24 protein-coding genes are annotated in these 23,974 nt (G+C 37.8%); 8 read left to right on the top strand and 16 right to left on the bottom strand.

What is annotated here, in order from left to right; all coding sequences use genetic code 11:
• The first annotated feature begins 62 nt into the window (after positions 1 to 62).
• The gene (locus tag J2S78_RS15570; RefSeq protein WP_306900043.1) at positions 63 to 833 is read left to right on the top strand and encodes a polysaccharide pyruvyl transferase family protein; all 771 of its coding nucleotides are present in this window, start codon (positions 63 to 65) and stop codon (positions 831 to 833) included.
• 156 nt (positions 834 to 989) lie between these two features.
• On the opposite strand, the gene J2S78_RS15565 is transcribed toward J2S78_RS15570, so the two are convergent.
• The 3 genes from J2S78_RS15565 to J2S78_RS15555 all read right to left on the bottom strand — a co-directional run bounded on the left by J2S78_RS15565 (position 990) and on the right by J2S78_RS15555 (position 4,230).
• Entirely contained in the window at positions 990 to 1,439 is a 450-nt protein-coding gene (locus J2S78_RS15565; RefSeq protein ID WP_306900041.1) for a M67 family metallopeptidase, read from the bottom strand.
• Positions 1,440 to 1,541: 102 nt separating this feature from the next.
• Entirely contained in the window at positions 1,542 to 2,969 is a 1,428-nt protein-coding gene (locus J2S78_RS15560; protein ID WP_306900039.1) for a coiled-coil domain-containing protein, read from the bottom strand.
• Between the two features lie 103 nt (positions 2,970 to 3,072).
• Positions 3,073 to 4,230, bottom strand: coding sequence for a BMQ_0737 family morphogenetic spore coat protein (locus J2S78_RS15555; RefSeq protein WP_306900037.1), 1,158 nt, complete (start codon positions 4,228 to 4,230; stop codon positions 3,073 to 3,075).
• Between the two features lie 184 nt (positions 4,231 to 4,414).
• Between J2S78_RS15555 and J2S78_RS15550 the strand changes: the two genes are divergently transcribed.
• The gene (locus tag J2S78_RS15550) at positions 4,415 to 5,611 is read left to right on the top strand and encodes a hypothetical protein (protein ID WP_306900036.1); all 1,197 of its coding nucleotides are present in this window, start codon (positions 4,415 to 4,417) and stop codon (positions 5,609 to 5,611) included.
• 338 nt (positions 5,612 to 5,949) lie between these two features.
• Entirely contained in the window at positions 5,950 to 6,801 is an 852-nt protein-coding gene (locus J2S78_RS15545; protein ID WP_306900034.1) for a coiled-coil domain-containing protein, read from the top strand.
• A 2-nt stretch (positions 6,802 to 6,803) separates the two neighbouring features.
• Here J2S78_RS15545 and J2S78_RS15540 read toward each other — a convergent pair whose 3' ends face one another.
• From J2S78_RS15540 to J2S78_RS15520, 5 genes are all read right to left on the bottom strand, one after another.
• Positions 6,804 to 7,445, bottom strand: a complete 642-nt coding sequence (locus J2S78_RS15540; protein WP_306900032.1) for a nuclease-related domain-containing protein — start codon at positions 7,443 to 7,445, stop codon at positions 6,804 to 6,806.
• Between the two features lie 94 nt (positions 7,446 to 7,539).
• Positions 7,540 to 7,758, bottom strand: a complete 219-nt coding sequence (locus J2S78_RS15535) for a YdbC family protein (RefSeq protein ID WP_306900031.1) — start codon at positions 7,756 to 7,758, stop codon at positions 7,540 to 7,542.
• A 237-nt stretch (positions 7,759 to 7,995) separates the two neighbouring features.
• A complete protein-coding gene (locus J2S78_RS15530) occupies positions 7,996 to 8,340 on the bottom strand; it encodes a hypothetical protein (protein ID WP_306900029.1) in 345 nt (114 codons plus the stop codon).
• Between the two features lie 26 nt (positions 8,341 to 8,366).
• Positions 8,367 to 9,758, bottom strand: a complete 1,392-nt coding sequence (locus tag J2S78_RS15525; protein WP_306900027.1) for a hypothetical protein — start codon at positions 9,756 to 9,758, stop codon at positions 8,367 to 8,369.
• A gap of 376 nt (positions 9,759 to 10,134) precedes the next feature.
• On the bottom strand, positions 10,135 to 11,142 hold the full coding sequence (locus J2S78_RS15520) for a pectate lyase family protein (RefSeq protein ID WP_306900025.1): 1,008 nt from the start codon (positions 11,140 to 11,142) through the stop codon (positions 10,135 to 10,137).
• A gap of 456 nt (positions 11,143 to 11,598) precedes the next feature.
• Between J2S78_RS15520 and J2S78_RS15515 the strand changes: the two genes are divergently transcribed.
• Positions 11,599 to 11,778 carry an H-type small acid-soluble spore protein gene (locus J2S78_RS15515; protein ID WP_306900023.1) on the top strand — a complete coding sequence of 60 codons (180 nt, stop codon included), beginning with the start codon at positions 11,599 to 11,601 and terminating at the stop codon, positions 11,776 to 11,778.
• Between the two features lie 41 nt (positions 11,779 to 11,819).
• On the opposite strand, the gene J2S78_RS15510 is transcribed toward J2S78_RS15515, so the two are convergent.
• Positions 11,820 to 12,323 (bottom strand): ferritin, encoded by a 504-nt coding sequence (locus J2S78_RS15510; protein WP_306900022.1) that lies wholly within the window; start codon positions 12,321 to 12,323, stop codon positions 11,820 to 11,822.
• A gap of 185 nt (positions 12,324 to 12,508) precedes the next feature.
• Between J2S78_RS15510 and J2S78_RS15505 the strand changes: the two genes are divergently transcribed.
• Positions 12,509 to 13,150, top strand: a complete 642-nt coding sequence (locus J2S78_RS15505; protein WP_306900021.1) for a LysE family transporter — start codon at positions 12,509 to 12,511, stop codon at positions 13,148 to 13,150.
• Here the strand turns inward: J2S78_RS15505 and J2S78_RS15500 are convergent.
• The 3 genes from J2S78_RS15500 to J2S78_RS15490 form a co-directional block, all read right to left on the bottom strand.
• On the bottom strand, positions 13,147 to 14,490 hold the full coding sequence (locus J2S78_RS15500; RefSeq protein ID WP_306900019.1) for an amino acid permease: 1,344 nt from the start codon (positions 14,488 to 14,490) through the stop codon (positions 13,147 to 13,149). The genes J2S78_RS15505 and J2S78_RS15500 overlap by 4 nt on opposite strands.
• A 223-nt stretch (positions 14,491 to 14,713) precedes the next feature.
• A complete protein-coding gene (locus tag J2S78_RS15495; RefSeq protein WP_185819830.1) occupies positions 14,714 to 14,875 on the bottom strand; it encodes a hypothetical protein in 162 nt (53 codons plus the stop codon).
• A gap of 130 nt (positions 14,876 to 15,005) precedes the next feature.
• A complete protein-coding gene (locus J2S78_RS15490) occupies positions 15,006 to 16,190 on the bottom strand; it encodes a nitrate/nitrite transporter (protein WP_306900016.1) in 1,185 nt (394 codons plus the stop codon).
• Between the two features lie 204 nt (positions 16,191 to 16,394).
• Between J2S78_RS15490 and J2S78_RS15485 the strand changes: the two genes are divergently transcribed.
• Together J2S78_RS15485 and J2S78_RS15480 are read left to right on the top strand one after the other, a co-directional pair.
• On the top strand, positions 16,395 to 17,342 hold the full coding sequence (locus tag J2S78_RS15485; protein WP_306900284.1) for an L-lactate dehydrogenase: 948 nt from the start codon (positions 16,395 to 16,397) through the stop codon (positions 17,340 to 17,342).
• A 582-nt stretch (positions 17,343 to 17,924) separates the two neighbouring features.
• Entirely contained in the window at positions 17,925 to 18,299 is a 375-nt protein-coding gene (locus tag J2S78_RS15480) for a DUF2512 family protein (RefSeq protein WP_306900014.1), read from the top strand.
• 47 nt (positions 18,300 to 18,346) lie between these two features.
• Here J2S78_RS15480 and J2S78_RS15475 read toward each other — a convergent pair whose 3' ends face one another.
• From J2S78_RS15475 to J2S78_RS15465, 3 genes are all read right to left on the bottom strand, one after another.
• On the bottom strand, positions 18,347 to 19,030 hold the full coding sequence (locus tag J2S78_RS15475) for a DUF421 domain-containing protein (RefSeq protein ID WP_306900012.1): 684 nt from the start codon (positions 19,028 to 19,030) through the stop codon (positions 18,347 to 18,349).
• 157 nt (positions 19,031 to 19,187) lie between these two features.
• The gene (locus J2S78_RS15470) at positions 19,188 to 20,396 is read right to left on the bottom strand and encodes a hypothetical protein (RefSeq protein ID WP_306900010.1); all 1,209 of its coding nucleotides are present in this window, start codon (positions 20,394 to 20,396) and stop codon (positions 19,188 to 19,190) included.
• Entirely contained in the window at positions 20,389 to 20,922 is a 534-nt protein-coding gene (locus tag J2S78_RS15465; RefSeq protein WP_306900009.1) for an RNA polymerase sigma factor, read from the bottom strand. Before J2S78_RS15465 ends, J2S78_RS15470 begins: the two co-directional genes overlap by 8 nt.
• A 162-nt stretch (positions 20,923 to 21,084) precedes the next feature.
• Here J2S78_RS15465 and J2S78_RS15460 point away from each other — a divergent pair, with 162 nt between their 5' ends.
• Positions 21,085 to 22,284, top strand: a complete 1,200-nt coding sequence (locus tag J2S78_RS15460) for a cation:proton antiporter (protein WP_306900007.1) — start codon at positions 21,085 to 21,087, stop codon at positions 22,282 to 22,284.
• Positions 22,285 to 22,551: 267 nt separating this feature from the next.
• On the opposite strand, the gene J2S78_RS15455 is transcribed toward J2S78_RS15460, so the two are convergent.
• Positions 22,552 to 23,616 carry a DUF3231 family protein gene (locus tag J2S78_RS15455; RefSeq protein ID WP_306900004.1) on the bottom strand — a complete coding sequence of 355 codons (1,065 nt, stop codon included), beginning with the start codon at positions 23,614 to 23,616 and terminating at the stop codon, positions 22,552 to 22,554.
• Between the last annotated feature and the right edge of the window lie 358 nt (positions 23,617 to 23,974).

The raw sequence follows: 23,974 nt of genomic DNA, 5'->3' as shown, positions 1-23,974 counted from the left end.
TTTTACTATAATGGCTCTAATATTTTCTATATTTATTCATCAATAAGAAAGGAGAAATAATTGTGGAGAAATTACCGAGAGGATTTTCTAACTTTCAAAAAGGCATTCAGACGAGCCGTAAACGACTGCTTACATCCATTGCATCTGCCCCTGATCTCACTTTCATTATTCCTGGCGGCAACATTGGTGATCACTTAATATGGTCTGGTACACGCCAGCTGTTAGATGGTAAACAGTATAAAGAAATATTAAAAGATGAAATAGACCAAGCGGACGGCCATACTGCAGTTATCGCAGGATCTGGTGGTTGGTGTAAAGCTTATCATTCCATGCCCCGCCAATTAGCAATTATTGAAAAGAATTTTAAAAACGTCATTATATTTCCTTCGTCCTTCGATATATCTGTTCCTGCTGTGAAAGAAGCCCTTACTAAAACCAAAGCCACCGTCTTTGCACGTGAACTTATTTCATATAAACAAATTAAAAACCTATGTGATGCAAATATTGCTTACGATGGTGCATTCTACTTTGATTACACTAACTATAAACAAAAGGGGAAGGGAACCTTGCACGCTTATCGAAACGATAAAGAAAAAGGAAAAAATGATATGAATACAGTAGAATCCAATAACGATATCTCTAAGACTAGTAAAACCCTTGATGAATTCTTGGGAACAGTTTCCAAACACAACACCATTCATACAGATAGAGCTCATGTGATGATTGCAGGAGCAATGTTGAATAAAACTGTTTATTATTCTCCATCTAATTATCACAAAATACCAGGCATAGCTAAATTCTCTCTTCAAGACTTTCCAGTTCGTGAAAAATAAAAAAACGCAACTGCCCTGAATAGTGGAAGTTCGGCTAAAAACGCCACGTCCTGTGGCAACCGGAATTGATCTGCACCCTGCAGGCAGACCCGCGACAGGACGTTATCTAATATAAAAAAGCCGCGAAGATTGTTTTTACAATCTTTACGGCTTTTCTTATATTACTATGATTTTAATTGAGACAACTCTTTTTCCTTCTATACGATAACATTTGATTTTTGGCTTTAATCTAGCTAAAGAAATGATGAAATAAGCTGCTTCAGGGTAATGATGATTTTCTATATCATGCAAAGACGGATAAGGATCCGTAGTTGGATGAGAATGATAAATTCCTGTTAATCTTTGTTGTTTTTCTTTAATGAAGCGGAATGTCCTATCTGTTTCGGCCTGACTCACTTCAAAAGAATCTTTACTTCGCTTCATGTTCCTCATTGGCCAAAGAACGTCACATCTTCGGTCATATCCTGATAGAATGCCACACGCCTCCAACGGAAACTCGTGTTTACAATGATAGATCATCTCTTCCCAAACAGCTCTTTTTATCATAACCGACTTCGCTAAACTAGGCTTTTTTGCCGCAACCGCAGCCTTTGCTTTTTTTTGCATAAATGCTTTTACTGCCAGGGACGGGAGTTCCTCCAGATGCGGACTTTTGACGTCTGTATAATCGACGAACTTGTTCTGGTGTCATCGTTTGCCAGCCTCCTTTTATTCTTTATGATTATTGTATTTATACGGATTAAAAACAGTAGTCTGAGATTTAGATGATGGGAGAGGAATGTTATAGTATTGTTCCATATTAGGTTGACTCATTTGCGTGCTGTTTTTCGAATTTTCCATAGCGGAACTATTTTGCTGATAAGTTTTCATTAATTTATCATTTTCTCCAACTTTTTGTTTGAGTTCCCAGTTCTTTTTTTCATAACTTTTTAATCGATCATAAAGCTTTTTTAGTTTTTGGTCGTATTTTTCTTTCATTTTTTCATAATTACTATCCATTCCACTGTTTTGGATTTCTTCCTCTTCCATTTTTTGTTCTAATACAGAATATTGGTGTTTTAGCGATTGGTATTTATTTTCCATTTCTTTTATTTGATCTTTGTAATCCTGTTCCTTCATTTTTAATTGATTAATATCATCCTCCTTATTAGAATAATCTACTGATTTACGATGACTGGTTAGTTCATGCAAAAGCTCCTCGATTCGTGAGTCATCCTTTTCATTTCTTTGCATATTCTCAATCATATTTTTATAACTGCTTAGTTCATCTTTAAGACCTTGAATATCTTCTCTGATTTTCTCCACATTTTCTTTCGTTTCGGCGTCTCTTTCGTTATTCCAAAAATTCCACATTTCTATCCACCAGCCTTTATCTTTCTCATGAAGTGAAACCAACTCACGATGCACGTTCTTTTCCACTTGTTTTATCTGATCTATCGCCTCCACCATATCGGTTTTTATATAACGAAGATCAATTTTTCGCTCATTCATCTTTTGTCTTATATCCTCACACTCATCTACAACTTTATCCATATACACCTTTTCGTTATCGATTTCTCTTTGCTTTCGTTCATTTTCTTCATGTTTGAAGCTTTGAATGAAAGTGTTCTTATTCTTTATTTTCTTCATTAACTCCTTCTTTGACTGTTCATGGACAGTCATTAAATATTGTTTTGTTTTTAGTTTGCCTTTTAAATGTTTTTCTCTTCGCTTATACGTTTTATTTTCTCGTTGAAACGCTTCTACTTTCTGCTGCAATTCGTTTTGTAACTTTTTATGCTCTTTAATCCTTGCCGTTTTTTGTGCAGCTTCCTGCTCGTTTTTATCACTGTTATCTTTTAATTCGTTCACGATACGTATAATATCTTGAAACACGTCCTCCATTTCCTGCAATCCTGTGTTATTGAATATTGGTCTGTTTTTACTCAACCGCTCTTCTTTGTTCTGATGTATCTTCTCTATTTGTTTATCTAATGCGTCCTTTAGTTGATATTCTTTTTCTTTAAAACCTTTTATCTCCTGTTTTCGTTCCTTCACTTGTTTGTTCTGGTCAAAAAGTTTCTCCTCATACTTCATAAGAATATGAAAGATAAGACTCTGGTCTGTTTTATGGTTCTGTGACTTTTCATTTAACATACAGTCCCCACCTTATATACATTAATTTAAATATATGTACGAACACGTAATTATGTTAAAAAATGGGGAGGAGGCGGTTTTTCCTCCTCGCCCGATTCAACTTTTAACCATTGTTATTGTTAAGAATGTCTGCAAATGTGTCACATTCCTCATATCTAACTAGTGCATCGACAACTCCGCTGTCAAACACTTGTGTTCCAGCGCCGTTACGCAAGATGAGTTGGAAACCTTCAGGGTCGCTGAAAATCCGAAGCTCATAAAACACATGTTCAGGAATGCCATTAAAGAAGCGCTCCCCTTCACCATAAACAGTAACCGATTCTCCGGCTAAATCGCACACTGCCCGCTCTATTGTTGAAGGATCAAACGTAAAGCTGTAGTCGTTTGGTGTTGGTGTTGGAGTAGGACCATTGTCATCATCGTCTGTGTCTGTAAATGAGTAAGAGAAACGGCTATCAGCTAGTGCACATTCTTGACAAATTTCTGCTTCTAAAGTTGATGTCCCGGTAATGATTGTATCAGGACCAAATGTCGCAAGTGTTTCTTCATTTCTAGCTAAAGCTGTTGCTTGACACTCACAGTTGTTTGGAGGGAAAATATCCGGACACTGTGGTGGGAATTCAAAGGAATCTAATGGACATTCAAGCATATCTTTCGGTACAGGTATATTGTTTGGCCGTGGGAAACAGAATTTAGCGAGAACTTCTAGTTTTACTGGAAATTCCACTTGCACATCTTTACACAACAATACCTTCAATGGAATCATCGGACCGAACGGATCTGGTCCCATTAGTGGACGGTTGGTACGGCATAATACGTCTGTTGCACGACAATTAATGTTGTCGTTAGTTATGCCTTCTGGTACACACAACATGATTTCATCGTCAAACTGAGTACGTACAGTAAAGCTGCAAACCTTCGTACCATTTATAAGAATTGTCACTTCCACTGGTACTGTCCAAACGATAGAAACTCTTCCAGGATTACCGTTTTCGATAATCGTTGCATTACAGGTGACATCATCCGAGTCTGGTGGTGTACATTTAACATCTACATCTTCCCCTGCGGCAACTGCTTCACTTACAGCCACACGGCAGTCTTCATCCGGTATGAAATTTTTATTTTCATATCGACTAGAATAAAATACCCAGTCATATACTTTATCAACCAGTATACATTCTGGCGCTAAATCATTCGGATCAAGTGGCACAGGAGTCGGTGTTGGAGTTTGTGAACCTTTAATTGGCCTGTTTTTCTTCAATTATATCCTTCCTTCCACATGAGTATATTCATATCTCACTTATAGAGTATGGATAGAATAATTTTTTGGTATAGGCAATTTTCACGTTTCTTTTTAAATCAGCTGATGCCTTTAAGGATTCATTTTTCTTAAGCCGCGTTCATAATGTATCGTATGACGTTTTGAAAATAGGGGGAGGAATCTGATGAAAATAAATGTAAAATATCATCATTACTTTTTAGGGGAAATAGATTATACTTCTATGATTTCTTTTTCTCGTTTTTGTGAAGAAAAAGGATTTACATTAAAGTGGGACCTTGAAGAGAATACCTTACTTATTATGTCTGGTTTAGCCCACCAGACGATTACATTTTTCACAGAGGAAAGACAACAATCTCTGTTTCTATCTGATTTTATCAAAAGCTTTAAACACATTTTGTTAGACACTGGTATCACCATTGAAGAAGTGAGAGGTACACGGGCCCTGACAGAAAAAAATTTAAATATGAAATGGTTTGACACAATGAATGAACATATCACCATTCCAAAAGTGAACATTTTTTATAATCTCAGCCCGAAGCACAAAAACGTAAAGACTTTTCTTGAAAACCAGTTAGAGAATTTAGAAATAGAATTTGTATCTAAAAAAGAAAAAAATAATTTACCAAGTCCAACGCTTGTTGTACAGTGTGAACTTCCCCCTGATTTTGAAAACTTTCAAACATGGATGAATAAGGTAAGTCTTGGCTTTGGTGCTGGTATATGCCACTACTTATGTGAAAAATTAGATAAAAGCACACTATCATTTTCACCTGCTAGTCTTATCCCGTTTCTTCATCATGTAAAACCAGACACAATAGACGATGAACACTCCCCCATAAAGACCGAAGACAATTCAGATGCAGACGTTGAGGAACATCATATATCTTCTAAAACAGAATTAAATGCCGAAGTGTTTTTTGATTATACTATCTTTCCCTCCACCTCCAAAAATCAATTTATTGCCTCAGGCGATTTATATATTAAAAATACGGGAGATGCGGAATTAATTAACCCTCTCATTTGCATGAAAGTTCAACCAACAGAGTTAATCAATGTAGGAGGACAAATTTTACCACCAGAAGTGGCAGATGTACTCGGCGTACAAAGCTCAACTGGTATGAGGGGATGGAAGTTCATGGATAGTGATTGGTTTGAAAAAGCACAAGATCGAGGGGAATACTGGATAGGACCGATTGAACATCTGCGGATTCCAGTTGGTGAAATCAGTTCTTTACCGCGTTTCCAATTAACCATTGAAAAGCCGGAGGAAAAGGTTGAAGCTATCATTCGAAGTGTTGTTTTTTTTCAAGATAAGAATGTGTCCTTTCCATCCAATAACGACATTAGATTCTCTTTTTAATTATAATTGGGTAAAGAACAGGTCACTTTTGCTTTTGTTTCCATACGATAAAGAAACGAGGAGGTGATTGCTTCATAACAAACACTGCATCATTTCTTGATTATATTCATTGAACCGCTTTGGTTCGATTTTATTATATATGTTTTTATCTTAATTGGCCGCTTTTATATTATTATCCTTTTATTCCGCGTCCGTTAAATCATGAGTATTAGAACGGTGTAAGAAAAGCTTCATGGCTGGCCGGCCCAAAAACCTGTGATTATTCACAGGTTTTTTATTTATGCATATGTATAATTAGTACAAACGCCTATATCTAGTTAAAAAGGGGGTATAATCACATGGAAAATGTACATTCAACGGGTACAGAAATCTATCATGGAGATGAAGTTCAATTGAAACAAAAATTAATCCATTACAAATCTGAACTCGACAAATACAAAGCCATCGTAAAGGATTATGAAAAAGAAGATAAATATCAAAGAATTAAAACGCTGAAATCAGAAAGAGACCACTTAAAAGAAGAACTCGCACATCAAAAAAAAGAATATGAAGAAAGATATCAAACACAACGAGAGGAACAAGAGGAAGTAATGGTAAACATGCAGAATGCCAATAAGAATTTGGCCGAAGACATACAACAATTGAAGACAGATCAGAGGGAGTATCAACATTCATTGCAACAAATAGATAAAGAAAATACACAACTAAAAGAACAGCTGAACCAGATGGACAATAATTATCTGACATTACAAAGCAGCAAAACAGAATTAGAGAGCAGATATTCCACCTTAATGGAAAACATTCAATTATTAAAAAATGAATTAGAAGAAAAGAAATCCTTGAATGACAAATTAGACACAAAAATTCATACCATATCTGAAGAAAAAAAGCAGTATAAAGAAGAAATCATTCACCTAAGATCATTACACCAGGATGTCGTTGCTAGGATTCATGAGTTAAGACAAGAGATTATTCACCTCACAAATGATAATGCTGCCAACACTGATGTGGCAGTTCACTCTGACAATCCTCATGAAATGGAAGAACAAATCAAAAAACTCATTATCCAAGTAAATGATTATGGGGACGATCTTTATAAAAGCAGTGCATTGATTCATGAACTAGAACAAGAAATCAAACAACAAACAAATGATATTAAGCGATTAAAAGAAAACCTATTATCTTCATAAGATTAATACTTTTCTTTTATCTTTGAACCTTTTACATTTTGATAAGATTTAAGAGAGTGATAGATATAATCAAGCGACTCTTCATTCAATAGCGGCACAGAAAATTGAAATCTCGCAACAAAAATCTTTCGATGGATAAACTCTAACAGTTCTTCCTCTGTTACAATTAATTCATTTGAAGCGATTTTTCGAAAACCTGGTGCTATATCAAAAGTAGACTTTTCCTGAAAAGAAACTATCGATATGAAATAGTCCTGGTAACTCGGGGAGTCTAGGAGATGCTGTAAGCCTTCTATATGTTGATTTATTTCTATAAAAGGATTCGGGATTTCCGTATGTTTATCAATGGTCCACGTTTTTTGATTTTCTTCAGCTTTTACAACACCTTTCGTTTCGTTCATTTTTATAGTGAAAATGCCGTAAGGGGAAAGAATAACGTAGTCTAATTTAGAATGTCTTGATCCTTTATCAGGATTGTTCATCATTACACTACGAAAAATCTTAAAGTCATTTGGCAGCCTATCCAACTGAGCTTCAGCAACAGCCCATTTATTTTTCTTAGTAACCACTTTCGGGTGTTTTTGATTCTGCCTAAATTCCTTATCGTCATGTTTTTGTTTAAAAATTCGTTGAAAAAGCACCATTATTCTTCCCCCGATTTCTGTCTCTTTACTTCTTATATCGTAAAAAAGTAACAATACTTAAGACGCAATTAGAGAAAATAAAAAATTTCCTGTTTTAATGGAAGGTATCTAATAATTTCTTTAACTCTAGTACCTCTTCCTTTGTTAAGGTTATTCCCTTCCCCATTTTTTCTTTATTTGGAGCCCAATCTCTCAAATCATATTTCGGTTCACGTCCATTCCAGCTAATACGATTTAGTTCTTTCGTCCACCCTTTTGGTGATTCTGATATAATTCCAACTGTTTCAATAATCTCATATTTAATATCTGCCATGATAAAGACTTCACTCCTAAATGATAGATAAAATATCTTACCAATAATATTTGTTTACACCAAATATTATACCCTCTCTTTTTTAGTTAGGAAAGGAAGACTACTTTTTAGTTATTACTTTCATATGAGTAACATCTACTAGCCAATTTGCGCTTATAGCACAGATAATATCCACATTTTACAAATCTTTGTCTTTCAAGTAAAAGAGCTGCCCTCTATGGACAGCTCTCGAAACATTTATTTAATTTTTATTTCTGCATTTATGGTGCCGCTATTTTTAGATTTAACGGAGAGACCAGATCCACCTTTCATTTGAATAGCCTCGAACACAACTTTTTTATTAACTCCTGACACGTCTATCTTATAAATTTGTTCTCCTCCCGGTTTTAAAGTTGCTGTATGAGTGCGTTTATCATTTAAATAAATAGGAAGAGATTCTTTTTGTTCTGAATCTTTATCATACGCATTCATCTGGAGTTTACGAGTTTCCTTACCAATACTTCCATTAATTATTTTAACCAGCATTTCCGTTTTCCCTTTTTTAACAGGAATAGAACTGCGCGATACATTCTTTTTTGACATATTTTACCTCCCACTCCGGTATTAATTTATTGCTTATCATGAAGGTTATTTACAACGTCCGTAAGAACTTTTTTCGTCTCATTTTCATCTTTTGTTAAAACATTTAATGTCTCAGTGAGGTTAGAAATAACATCGTCAATATTGGTAGTGGAATTATTGCCATGGAAAGCTTTGACCATGGATAACGTTGAGATAGCAGTAACAATAGCTTCGACTCCACTTTTGGACACATTAACTAGCGTATTGTCTCCCGTTCTAAGGGTATTGCCGCCAGCACTGGCTGTTATTTCATTATCATCAAAACTAGCAGAGGATTCGGATTCAGATTCTGCTTCTGCTTCTGCCTCTGCTTCCGCTTCTGCCTCTGCTTCTGCTTCTGCTTCTGCTTCTGCTTCCGCTTCTGCTTCTGCTTCCGCTTCCGCTTCTGCTTCTGCTTCTGCTTCTGCTTCCGCTTCTGCCTCTGCTTCTGCTTCTGCCTCTGCTTCTGCTTCTGCCTCTGCTTCTGCTTCCGCTTCACCATCGATATCAGCGTCTGCATCTGCATCTGCTTCCGCTTCTGCTTCCGCTTCTGCCTCTGCTTCTGCTTCCGCTTCCGCTTCCGCTTCTGCTTCTGCTTCCGCTTCTGCTTCTGCTTCTGCTTCCGCTTCCGCTTCTGCTTCTGCTTCCGCTTCCGCTTCTGCTTCCGCTTCTGCTTCCGCTTCTGCTTCTGCTTCCGCTTCCGCTTCTGCTTCTGCTTCCGCTTCCGCTTCTGCTTCTGCTTCTGCTTCCGCTTCTGCTTCTGCTTCTCCTTTAATATCAGATTCTACTTTTGCATCGGACTCTGCTTCCGATTCAGACTCTGCTTCCGCATCGGATTCTGCCTCTGATTCAGATTTTGATTTCGCATCGGACTCTGCCTCCGATTCAGACTCTGCTTCCGCATCGGACTCTGCCTCTGATTCAGACTCTGCTTCCGCATCGGACTCTGCTTCCGATTCAGACTCTGCTTTTGCATCGGACTCTGCCTCTGATTCAGACTCTGCTTCCGCATCGGACTCTGCCTCCGATTCAGACTCTGCTTTTGCATCGGACTCTGCCTCTGATTCAGACTCTGCTTCCGCTTCGGATTCTGCTTCCGATTCAGACTCTGCTTTTGCATCGGACTCTGCCTCTGATTCAGACTCTGCTTCCGCTTCGGATTCTGCTTCCGATTCAGACTCTGCTTTTGCATCGGATTCTGCCTCCGATTCAGACTCTGCTTTTGCATCGGATTCTGCCTCCGATTCAGATTTTGATTTCGCATCAGACTCTGCTTCTGCTTCCGCTTCAGCAATTGCTTGAATAATTTGCTCCAATTCTATTAAATTCTGTTTCATTTGTTCCTTCCGTTTTTTCATTCTTCTAATATTTTTATGGCGTTTCGATAGATAATTATCCATAAAATCGTCCTTTCTATTTTTAATTTTCATCAGTACCACTTATTAATCAATATCTTACAGTTTGGATTCCTCTTCTTTTATACGTTTTTCCAATCGTTCTAATTTTGAAAGCAATCTCTCGCGTTCCTTTTTCTTTCGAGATAATCTTTTATCACTCATTTAAAGCTCACTCCTTTTCATGAGAGATACTCTATTATAGTGAAGCTCCCTCTAATTGTTGTAGGACTTATCATCATACCAAGAGTGGAATTTCTAACAAGGAAAAAGAAAATTTTACAAAAACATAAAAAAAGACTGCCTTATAAGCGTTCTGCTTACTAGACAGTCCTTTCTATCTTTCTCGTATTTTCAAGTAAATAGGTCGATTCCATCTTCCCTATGGGTTGATTACACCTACACCAGAATATTGAGTAACGATACTTTTTACATCATCTTGGTGATCCAAGCTATAGTTGTAAGGAGGTGTATAACTTGTAGTAGAAGTCGTCGGCATACTTCCAGAACTATTTTCATACTTATTATTAGAAACGTTCCAATATCCTGCATCATCACTATACCAATATCCCAACGGATCATTAGAATCTTCAAAATGGTTATTTTCCACCAAAAGTTCCGCTCCCATGCGAGAATTTATACCTGTATCTACAATATTTTCAAAGTAGTTATTATAGAGATGACCTTCTCCATGTCGAAAACTCGGCACTCTTGAGTTTAAATTATCGAAGTGGTTATGGTGAAATGTGATATTTCTGTCGTCATCATCGCCGTCAGATGACCCCATTAGCATTGCTTTCCATCCGTCATGAACGTAATTCCAAGAGAATGTAATATTATACGCATCTCTTTTCACATCAAATAATCCATCGTAGTAGTCTTTATCAACATTTAAGCTTGCATATAATTCATTATGATCGACCCAAATATTATTAGAAGGTCCTTCTACGCTGATGGCATCTTTATCCCCAGTATCAACTTCATGGATGGTCAAGTTACGCACTATAACATTATCGGCTCTCCAAATCTTTAAACCAATCCCATCAAATTCTCCATTATTTCCTACACCAAGTACGGAAATATCAGAGACATCTTTAATGTTAATCTTACTGTCAGAAGTGTTAGAAGGTGTAATGGTCCCATCAACGTAGATAGTTAATGGCGTGTTTTCATCCTTGTTACTAATTGCATCTGCCAGTTCATCACCAGTACTTACTGTCACTGTGTCTCCACCTTCTCCGCCAGTTGTTCCACCATCTTCTGTGGCAAATCCAGTCATGTCAAAGTTTGGTGTAGAAGCATTGGCTTGGTCTGCTTGAAATGAAAAACTCACCACAAAAAGGGCAGCAATAAAACTAAATGCTAGCAAATAGTTAAATTTTCTTTTCATTTTTTCCCCTTCTTTCTTTATAATATAATAATTTGGATCCGATCATTTGACAACGCTTTCATTATGGTGGACGTAAATTTCTCATTTTTTATGATACCTCCCTTCTCTACAAACTAAGGTAGTGCAGTTAAAATATATCATAATTTTACATTTTAGAATATAAATGGTTTTAATACAAAAGATTATACATAATCATATTATACTTCATAAGACATGCGTATATACTTTTTCTTGCTTCGCTTTTCATAAAGATTCATTTGTTTTCTTGTTCCAACATACAACGATTCTCCTGTTTTTATATGTACAAGCCGTTACATTGTATTAATTTTTAAATATACCAACTTTTTTAAGACTCTATAAGTTTTAGCATAATTATCCACATAAGATATTTGGTTCTTATTCGTATAATGATAAAGCTAGTGAGGGATAGTAATGATTAGATAAGGAGGGGCTACTATGGATGTTTTACGTGCCCAGAAAATATCAGAATCTCCGGTAATGGGGAATATAACCTATGACGGAACTCCAGTTTATATTCAACATGTTGATGTGCAAAATGGAACAGCTAGAATATATGCACTTGAGAATCCTGATAATGAACTAACGGTATCCCTGAATCAACTAGAAGAAAGGTAAAAATAGAATCAGAGCAATAAGCTCTGATTCTATTAACAGTACTATTCATTTGCTTCGAATTTGCGTTTGCCTAGTTCTTCCTCAAGCATAAAGAGAGCATTGCTGTCGCTGTCGATACGCTTCAATTTTTGAATAAGATCATCGAATAACGATTCTTCTTCAATTTGTTCCTCAATAAACCAATTTAAAAATGTCATTGTAGCATGTTCACGTTCATCAAGTGCTATATCTGCTAGCTTATAAATACGTTTGGTTACATCTTTTTCCTGCTCCAACCCTTTTTCAAATACATCAAGAAGTGAGCTAAAAGTATTATTTGGGCTATCAAACCCTTTTACAATTGCACGTTCTCCCATATCATTCAGAAAATGATAGAATTTCATTCCATGAAAACGTTCTTCTTCTGCTTGAACTAAAAAGAAATTTGCAAAACCATCCAAGTTTTCCGCCGAGCAGTATGCTGCTGCAGCCATGTAAGCATGTGCCGAATAAAACTCATAATTCATCTGATCAATGAGTCCATCTCTCAATTTCTCGCTCATCATAAATATCCCACCTATCGAGTTTTTTCATATTTCATCTTATTTTAATCATATCATCTGCTGAGACGCCTGTCACCGCTAACGACTTACGATATTACATATTATTTCTCCAACAAAAAAGTTGTACAAGTTCATTCTCCTGAATATACTTTTGAAGATTATCCTTTAAATATTGAGGGGTTGCTGATATGAGTGTATTCTTTAGCTATATTTTTTTAGGATTGACTCTGGCAGCACCAATTGGACCTATTAATGCGGCTCAATTGGACAGGGGAATAAAAAGCGGTTTTTGGCATGCATGGCTTGTTGGAGTAGGCGCAATGGTTGCTGATGGGTTATATATGCTGCTGGTTTATCTTGGCGTCGTTCATTTTTTAAGTGCCCCATTGGTAAAAACGTTTCTTTGGCTTTTTGGCTTCTTTGTATTAGTTTATATTGGTATCGAAAGTGTGAAAGGGGCAGCCAACACTATTACAGTCCGTAGTCAACGCAAGGAGCAGCCAATTATGAAATCATTTCTTTCGGGGTTTTTTATGTCTTTATGCAACCCGTTAACAATTTTATTTTGGTTAGGAATATACGGATCTATCGTCGCAAAAACAGCTGCTTCCCAAAGTATAGAACAGTTATGGTTATATAGCCTCGCTATTTTTATCGGGGTGTCCTTGTGGGATGTGACCATGGCTGGAATGGCAAGTGGATTTCGAAAATACTTATCCGATCGTATGTTAACGATTATTTCGATTGCGTCCGGTTTTTCCTTAATTATTTTTGGCATCTATTTTGGTTGGGAAGGGATAAAGGCTCTCCTTGCATTCGGTCATCCTTAACTTTCATATGACCGTTGTTGCCATTTTTTTCTCATTTTAAGGACAACAAGACCTACGACAACAACAAAGGCAAGACTGACAAAAAAACCAATGCGGCTTGCTTTTTCCAAAAGGGTTCCGCTTACCGCTAACAGAACAAAAGCCATGCTGCCAAAACGTTTCATATGGTCAAAACCTTTTATTTCAAGCAAACGATTCGAATAGAAAAGTATGAAAAACCAGTTATAAATCAGCATAAGACCTGCTGCTGTGGTAATATACTCAAAAATCTTTTCTGGCAACAACAGAGAAAAGATAATCGAAACAATCATACCAATAACAGTTAAGCCCAATGCCGGGAGATGAAGATTCACCTTTCCTTTTCCTTCTTTTGAAAAAAGTGCAGGTGCATCTCCATCCTTGGCTAGTGTCACAAGCATGCTGGTTACAGCAAATAGAGACGCAACCATAGTAGAAAAGCCTGCTATAATTAACGCTCCATTAAACACATGGGGAAAGAACGGAAACTGATGTTTGTCTAGTGCTGTCACAAAAGGACTTTCATTCGCATCAAAACTGTCAACGGAAACTAACAAGACTGCTAAACCAAGAGAAATGATGTAGATAGAGGTAATAAGCAGTAACATGACTCTTCCTGATTTTGAGGCGTCTTTTTTATCCTTTAAACGAATCGACATCATGCTCATGATTTCAATTCCACCAAAGGCATAGAACGCATAAATCAAGGAAGACCATAAACCTGTAAATCCATTAGGAAAAAATGAAGAGAGTGTCTGCGGAACATGCACCGCCTCCGCATTTTTAGTCACCATGCCAGAAAGAGCAATGCAAGCAACAACAATAAACATGAGAATAGCAGCTATTTTCACAACACCGAAAATATTTTCAATCCGGTCAAAACCTTTCGAACCAGTTAGAACAACGAGAATCCCAAGTACCGAGTAGCCTGTTGCAAATATCCATAGAGGGATATCCGGAAACCAAAATTTCGAAAAAATCGACAAGGCCGTCATCTGACTTCCCATAATCAACATCTCCGAACCCCAATATACCCAGCCCGAACTAAACCCAGCCCAACGTCCGTAAGCCTTTCTAGCATATGTATGAAAAGACCCTTTTTGCGGGTCATCTGTCATTAATTTTGCCAGGAAATGATACACAGAATACGTACCGAAACTTGCTAAAATAAAGGAGATGACAACGGCCGGTCCTGTCATGGAAATCGCAAGGCTTGATGCTAGAAAGAAACCTGTCCCGATAATACAGCCCGTCCCCAGTAGCGACAACTGCCACCACTTAAGATAACTTTCCTCTTGCCCACTATCTGTCGATTTCTTCATCGCCTTTCAACCCCTGTACAAGAAATAATGACACACTCTTCAACGTTCTATAACGTGTGCAAAAGAAGTCTTCATTATTCTCGCCACAGAAAAATATCATTTGAACTAAGAAAACGGACCAGGGAAGTTCACCCAAAATCCGTCTTTTTTTATCCTGGAAGGTTGCTACATGGTCTTAAACTGTGCTATCTACAGGGGGGGGACTTCTAGCGGGCTGGATGTATTAGGCTTGGTTCCGCTCCGCTTGAACTTCTTTTTTTGCCTCTTCATGCAATTCTTTTTCTTCTTCTTCCTTGTACTCCCACAAGGTGTTATACACTTCTATTAAGCTTTCTTCGGGAAGACTGTTGATTAAGGCATGAATGTCATCACGTAAGGAGGACATATCAGATACTCCTTTCTTGTTTGTTCTTGTTGTTTTTTCGTGGTTGTTTTATTCAACAGCTACCTTTTTCCATGTTACCCCACACTTGCTGTATAATACTCATTCCTGTTTATTTCTTATATTAAACATATTACGCCGTTGATTTTGGTCGTACTGTCATTCTATTATGATATAGCTTTCGGATTACAATCAAGCACCCGATTGTAAATAACGCAAGTAACAGGAAACCAAGTGTGTATCCACCTGTGATACCTTTGATCAATCCAAGCGCAACAGGCGGAAAAAATCCACCTACTCCTCCAATCGCACTCACAAAACCAGTAACCGCTCCTGTATTTGTCGGAGAAACTTGAGGAACTAATTTAAATACAGCTCCATTACCTGCCCCTAACAGCAGTGCCATCACCGCACAACTCATACTAAACATAGCAAAATTAGTACTATAAAAAGCCATGACTATAGCAAATATAACGATGCCACTAAATAACAGTTTTAGCACGTGGACAGGACTAAATATATCAGCTAAATATCCTCCTAATGGTCTGATACACGTTGCCAATATAACAAAACCGGCCGCGATCATTCCCGCTCTGACTGCTGAAAACTGAAACGTGTCTTGCAAAATAGCAGGCAAATATAAACTAAAGGCCATAAATCCGCCAAAAGTTAAAAAGTAAAATAAAGACAACACCCATGTTTGTTTATGTTTTACAACAGAAAATGATTGTTTTAAAGTAATAACTTCTTTAGGATTTGACAATTCTTTCGTCCCGAACCAGAAAATTAGAGCCATAAACGCTATAGCAACAGCAAATCCCCAAAACACCCACTCTAAACCGAAACTTGTGTAAATGGTTGGAACCGTGAAGCTTGCGAGCGCCGTCCCCATGTTCCCCATTCCGGTTATTCCAAGAACAATGCCTTGTTTCTCCGGCGGAAACCACTTCGTCACATAACTCACCGCTATTGCAAATGTCGTTCCCGCCATACCAATGAAAAATACAAAAAACAACAGCATACTGTATTGATGAAAAAAACCCGCGCCTACCAACGGAATGATTAGAAACAGCATAGTTATCGTATATACTTTTCTTCCGCCATATTTATCAGTAATAATCCCCATTGGAATTCTCATAATCGATCCTAAAACAACTGGAGTCACGACGAGAAAACTCTTTTCCATTTCACTGAGTCCATACACTATTTGAATATCAGTTGAAATTGGTGCAATCACCGACCATAATGCAAAAGAAACAACCATTGCTAAAGTTGATAAAAATAGAGCTGACGTCTGATCCTTCTTTTTTACATCCATAAAAGTGTGTCACCCTTACATTTATATCTTTCTTTAGAGTGTTGCATAATAAGTATTTTTCATCACGAATTTTGATAGATTAACTAACACACTTTCCATGATGAAAAAGTTCACATAATTTTCACTCCAATATGTGAACTTTTTCACAATCAAATGTTACACTTAATATGTGAAATAATTCACATGAAAAAGGAGGCTTTTATGATGACAAAAGAAGACGTGAATCGCGTTGTTATAATAGGAACAGGAGCAGTTGGCTGCAGCTATGCTTATTCCCTTATTCATCAAGGGACTGTCGGTGAAATTGTGCTTATCGATGTGAATAAAGAAAAAGCGGAAGGCGAAGCGATGGATCTCAATCATAGTATTCCATTCGCTCCTGCTCCTGCTAAAGTGTGGAGCGGTGTTTATGAAGATTGCAAAGACGCAGATTTGGTTGTCATCACTGCCGGCCTTGCCCAAAAACCAGGCGAAACAAGGCTTGATTTATTAGCTAAAAACACAGACATCTTTAAACAAATTGTAAAACAAGTCATGGACAATAAATTTAACGGCATTTTTCTCGTAGCCACTAACCCTGTTGATATTTTGACCCATGTGACATGGCAAGAATCCGGACTTCCGAAAGAAAAAGTAATCGGATCAGGGACTGTCCTTGATTCCGCACGCTTGCGGTATATGCTTGGAGAATATTTCGATGTCGATACGAGAAATATTCACGCAGCTGTCATCGGCGAACATGGTGACACGGAATTACCTGTATGGAGCCATGCTGCAATAGGAATGGAGAGCATTTATAAACGAATGCAAGGACAGGCTGAGTTAGAAGAAAGCACATTAGATAATATTTTTGAAAATGTCCGTGATGCTGCTTATCATATTATTAAACGAAAAGGAGCGACCAATTACGGAATCGGAATGTCGCTGCTTCGCATAACACAAGCAATTTTTAATAATGAACGGTCGGTTTTAACCGTATCTGCTCATCTTGACGGAGAATACGGGGAAAAAGGAATATATATAGGTGTTCCCGCGATTATTAACCGTGGAGGAATTCATGAAATTATTGAGATTGATTTAAACGAAACAGAAAAAAAACAATTCACCCATTCAGCAAAGGTATTAAAGAATTTAATGTCACACACACCATAAAACAACAAGAGGTTGGGACAAAAGAAAAATATGCGGTAGTAAACACGAATGTCTTGCGCTGGTCAAGAACTGCATATTAGCGGAGCCAAAATGCTTCGACTCCTGCGGGAAAAGCACGAAGGAACTTCTACTAAAATCGCACACGTCCTGTGTGCAACGTAGAAGCCACCGCATCCTGCGGAAGTGAGACCCCGCAGGCAGGGGTTTTCTGCCGAGGGCCCGCAGGATGCGGGTCAGATCGGCGTTGGCACAGGACGTGCCGCTTTTAGCCGATCTTTCTCTTTTCGAGCCGTGCCCGCGGCAAAGGAGACACGGTGATCCGCAGGGAGCCGATGTCGCTCTTGTGCTCTGGAGTGAAAGCGAAGTATTTTGGCGCAGCGATTTGTCTTAGGAACGAAAAATGCCGAACGATTTTGTAAAATCGTTCGGCATTTTTCTATCTTATAAAGGTTTAGTCCCAGCCCCTTTTAGATGGAAGCTCTTATGGGTGGTTGAAAAACGATAATAAAGAAATACATAACATGATTAACAAACGGGCAATTTACAAGTAAATAAGGAAACAAAAAGGAGATTAGAAAGCAGATGGAACATGCAAAAGCACTTCTTATAAAAGGTGTCACTACCCTTATTGTCCTATATTTAATACTTGGAATTGGTTTTGGTGTGTCTTTTTTATTTGTCTTTATTTTAACTGCCATCATTGGTATCGTATCTTATCCAGGTGATTTGTTCATCATGCCAAGAATCATGAACATTCCCGCTACCATCGCTGACTTTTTTCTCGCCTTTCTGCTAATATGGATTTTTGGTTCACTGTTTTTCAAGTCCGAGATTCCAATTATTTCAGCTTCAATCCTTGCTGCTACCGTACTAGCTTTTTGCGAATATTATTTCCATTTCTACCTCGCCACTCATGTCCTTCCCGGAAACAACCGCATCAAAGCTTATACCCAGTAATTATAAGCTTGATAATCAATATTTAAATGTGATTTCCACTTTAAACCTTACGAGGAGCCATGTTTCCCCTCTCCATCATCAACAAGGAAAGAGTGATCGTTGTCTCGTACCGACGCATAAAAAATATCATTTACTTTAGTGAAACCAGCAGCTTGTACTTTTTCCATCAGCCAGTCTCTATCTTTATGAATTAATTCTAAATTTCTGTGTTGAATCTCCCCCTCAACAATTACAGCAATAGGGGTTCCTTGGTATTCTAATTGGTAACCTAACATATTAGGTGTCACTGGCATGGCGTTTTCATTCGGCAGCACACTAATATCTCCGCTTGGTTCAAGAATCGCATATTGAATGTTGCTTATATCTGCATAGCCTTTACTTCTAATACTTGCTAAAAGTTCCGACAACGAAAAACGACTCTTTTTTAAGTTAGCCCTGATTAATTTTCCATGTTTAATAAAAATTGTCGGTTCTCCGATCACTAATTTGTTTAACTTATTGTAAAGGCTTAATTTGGAAAGCGAGATATGAACAACAATAACAACTACTATGCCAATGGACGATTGAAAAATTCCTTCTACTTCCAAAACGCTCATCGCAAGGCCTATTATAAAAAATATTGCAATTAAATCGTGTGGGGTAAATTGTGATAATGCAGATTTCCCCATAAACCGCACAACAATAACAGTAACAGCAAATAGTACAAGTAACGTTCCAAGAAATAACAACATAGACTCACCACTGATTGTAAACTTTATAGCACGTAATATGACCGTCTCTTACACACTTTTTATCTTTTCACTCATTTATGTTCTTATTCCCTTGTTTGATGAAAACATTTATAATGCCCGAATCTGCGCACGACTCGGGCATTATAAAGATCGATATCTAGATTGTCCATTGATCATGAACAACCGCAACTAATTTCCATGAATCCTCTGTATCTTGTTCAAACACGAGATTGAGACTTGCCCAATCCATCCCTCCGCTTTCACCTGAAGCTTCAATATGGTATTCCACTACGGTACTATCCGGAAAAACGTCTTTCATGTTACTGCTCATATTCCCACGTTGTTCAATGTCATCAACAGAAATCTCATCCGCGTTTTGAAAATCTCGATCGAAAATAAACTCCTCATAATATTCACTTGGCGTCTGTTCAATCGTATCGCCTCGACCATCATAAACACCCCATTCATACACTTGATCTGTTTCAAAAAATTGTTCTACTTCTTCCTGATCAAATACGCGAGCATCTTCTTCATCAATATTTACATACGGGGAGAAGAGAACTCCTTTTTCGGGGTGAACAAGCGATGACAAGCTTCCCATATCTTGACTTGCTAACATAGTTAGTACTGTTTCAGAAGTATTCATAATATTTTCTTGTTCTTCTGATTCCGGGTTTTCGTTCGTTTGCTCATCTAATACATTTGTTTCAATATCATCCACTATCCATTGTTCCTCTCGATACGTTGCATGATAAATCATTTCGCGGTGCCCGAGTAATTCGTTGTTTCGTTCTTGGACTATTTTGAAATGTTCCTCCGACACTTCTTCCAACTCAAACGATTGATCTTCCTGAAACCACGTTGGTCCATCTTTTGCAATGACGTAAACTCCATCATCTTCTTCTCTGAAATAAGAATCTGTCATCCACGTAGCTAGCTCATCAGACATAACGTTGTTGAAGTGTTGTTTTACTTCATCAATGGATTGATAGGAGTTGATTTTTTGATTATTTTGGTTGGCCTCATCAATAAGAGATACAAATGATTCTTTATAAGCATTCATTACTTGTACTGCACGTTCTTCTGTGAAAGCAGGCACTTCATCATCTTGTTGCGATTCTTCCATTGGTTGTTCATTATTTTCCACGTTATCGCCACCCGGGGCTACACTAGTCTGACTCATAATAAGCAGGGCTGCAATGCCGGCAGCAATTACTCCTCCGCCCGTTGTATATATTCTTTTCCAGCGGGATTTTTTCTTTGTTTTCTCTACGCTTTCAATGATTTTTTCTGGTGAGATGGAATCCGACATATTGTTATATCCTTCCTCTAATTCTTTCATACGCTCTTCAAAAGATTTACTCATGAGAAACACCTCCCTTTTCCATTTGAGCTTTGAGCTGCTGTTTCGCCCTCATCACCTGTGATTTCACACCGGATACAGATGTTCCGGTTACTTCACTGATTTCTGCATGCGTCTGTTGATGAAAATAATGAAGGACAAGCGGTACCCGATATTTTTCATCAAGAGTGCGGATCATCTCGTGTAGTTCCATTGCGTCTTCACTAACGTCCAGTGTAGCGTACGTCTGATTTGACGTTTTCTCTTTCATCTTTTCAATTTTCTGATTCAAGCGTTTTTGTTTTCTCATCATATCTCTTGCGGTGTTCAACGTAATCGAATACAGCCAGGTTGTGAAAGTACCGCCGGAAAAATGATGGAGTGACCGATATACTTTCAAAAAGACTTCCTGGGTGACATCTTCTATATCTTCTGGTTTGACACCGATTTGGTACGCAAATCGCTGAACGGTTTGATAATAGGTATGAACAAGGTCATGAAACTCTTGATTGCCGTAGCGCGCACGTTGAATCGATTCATTGCTGGTCATTGGTGTGTCCCCCCTTTTTGTTATTCTACCTGTGAAACGTAGTAACTGAAAAAATGGTCTCAAATTCTCTCAAAAAAATGCTCTGTTTTATATAATGGCCGGTTCTTGTAAATACTACTTTCTAATAATACATGACAATGGTATGAGGAAAGGGAGGGTATCATGGATTTTAGTTTATTAGGAGTAGGACTTGTTTTGTTTATCGGAATGTTTTCCCAATGGTTATCATGGCGTTGGAGTTTACCTGCAATTGTAGTGATGACGATCGCAGGCGTTATCGTCGGGCCTGGACTGCATGTTGTTCAACCTGAAAACATTTTCGGTCCGATTATGAAATCATTGATTTCCATGGCCGTCGCCATCATTTTATTTGAAGGCAGTCTCAGTTTAGACCGAGACGAAATTCGTCATTTCAGAAGGCCTGTTCGGCGTATGGTAACGTCTGTTCCTTTCCTGTCATGGATACTTACAGCAGTCGCTACCCATTACATCATAGACTTATCATGGGTGGTTTCTTTTGTTATTGGTGGATTATTCGTCGTTACCGGACCAACTGTCATTGGTCCATTGCTACGGCAATCCAAGTTAAAAGAACGTCCAGCCAGTTTATTGCATTGGGAGGGCGTTATTGTTGATCCAGTTGGTCCTCTACTAGCATTACTCGCGTTACAAATCGGTTTGAGTGTTACGGGCATAACGGAATGGACATATTTAGTGTTGTTCTTTCTCGCTGCGGCAACTGCTTTAATCAGTGGGTACTTTATAGGTTATGGGATGGGTTATGTATTCCAAAAAGAGATTATCCCTCACCACATGCAGACTTCTATCATGTTCGTCGTCGTTGTTCTTAGTTTTAGTCTGTCTAATCTGTTGATGCCAGAAAGCGGTCTGTTAGCAGTAACAGCAATGGGATTTGCCATGGCAAATATGGGCTTGGATGACCATATATTAGAAAACATACGGCACTTCAAAGAGGATATAGCCATTCTTTTAGTTTCTGCTGTATTTGTCATTTTAACAGCTACGATTACCAGAGAAGAATTAGCAGGCATGCTTGATTTTCGATTGTTAGGGTTTGTGCTGTTGATGCTTTTTATCGTTCGTCCATTGTCTGTCTGGTTATCTTTAATAGGGACAGACCTCCCCGCCCGCGAGAAAACATTAATAAGTTGGATTGCTCCAAGGGGAATTGTCGCTTTGACAGTCAGTAGCTATTTTGAAAGTATCCTTATAAAAAATGGCTTCGATGATGCTGTCTTACTATTGCCCATGACACTCGCCTTAGTTTTTACCACGGTTACGGCTCATGGATTCACTTTAACTCCTCTTGCCAAACGATTACAGCTAACAAAAAAATCATGACGGTTTTCCACCGTTTGATGAAACCTTCAGGTCCTCGTGTGAGCCCTCGACCTCATGCTTTTCCCGTTGGAATCGCCCGTTCTACTCCTGCTGAAGGTTCATCCCAAAATATAAATCGTGCCAAATCTATACTTACCTTTCTAACCAAATAAGTTTGTTTAAAAAAAGAGAAATAAATGCACAAAAATATGTGCGTTCATTCCTCTTTTTCCAAATTCTTCTTTACACGATGACCTTCCAATCTAGATTAAGTAATCAGTCTACAGGTTAATCTGCAGATGAGTGCTTCGAAAGATTTATTCGGTCCGCTGCTGTAGGGGGCTCCTCAAACCAATTATTTTCGATTGTAAGATTCATTCCTTCATTTGCGTATTTCGCTATATCTGCCGTGAGAAGAGCAATTTTAGCATGTAAATCATGTCTCATTATTTTAGAAACAGCGAATCCATAGTTTGAAACGCCAATCGTATTAGCTAACGATGTATGATAAAGCATTAACTTATCAGAAAATGGCGGGATGATAGAATCACTTATATGAGCATCCATTAAATTTGGCGTCGGTAAATCTTCACTAATTAGAAACTTTCCTAATTCCTCAATTTGTCTATCTGCCACTTTTACTCCGTCTTGAAAATAATTTCGTAATTTGGCGGAAGAAGCAACTTGGCTAAATCCTAACATCAAAGACTTACCTAAAATGTTTGAATTAATGTTTACCTGCAAATGCTTAATTTCAATTGCTGTTAGGGGTCTAAACTTACCAGCTATGACAGAAATAAAGGACTCTTTTTCGACAAAATCAACTTTTGTTGGATATGGTATATTTGGAGTGGAGATTGGTATTCCTTTAGACAATAATAAATGCATCGCCTTTTCTTGAGTCACAATAGAATCATTCAAACACATCTTAAAGTAATCAGCAATATCATGTCTTACTGATGTTGATAACGTATCACCATACGTAATAAGAGCAACTCTCGTCATTTGCTCAATGTAAAAGAGCATGAAAATATCACTAAATAATCGAGGCGCTTCTTGTCTCATATCTTGTTCTCCAAATCCTACAGGTACAGGTATGTTTTCTTTGACAAATATTTCTCTCATCATTCTGAGATGTTTGTTTGAAATGTCTAATGCGAATTCTATACATTCTTTAATCTCATCATCTTCCACTACCTGAAGTTGATGTTCAAAAACACAGGCAAACATCGAATCACCCATGTAATTTGAAAATAAATCTCCGAGTTCTGAAGCGTTTAATTTTTTATTTTGTTGATGTTCTCTATGTTCGTCGCGTGAAAACATGTCCTTGTTTTGTGAATGTCCCTCCACCAATGAACCTCCTTAAAAAAATTGGTTAGGATTATTGTGTCCTAACCAATCAAAAATATGAAGGAACTACATTTTGATAATGTTCTTTTTCACATTACCTTTACCTTTTCTTCATTTCCTTAACGTCCTCCTCCTTCCATAGACACCCCGATTCTTTGTTATTATTAGTTCTTATATTATCTACCTGTGTCATACTACCTACTGTCAACAGAACATAGCGCCCTATCCTCCGTTAACAACGGCGATTATTACATACTTTAGAAGTAATGTTCATTAAAATCTGAATATTTACATAAAATAAACCGTTTTTCAAAACTCTTTTGATAGTTTTGAACTAGACATACTCCCAAGGATAACA

The organism is Salibacterium salarium (assembly GCF_030813635.1).
GTDB lineage: Bacteria > Bacillota > Bacilli > Bacillales > Marinococcaceae > Salibacterium > Salibacterium salarium.
The sequence above is the reverse complement of the archived record's forward strand: the minus strand, read 5'-3'. Positions and strand labels throughout refer to the sequence as shown.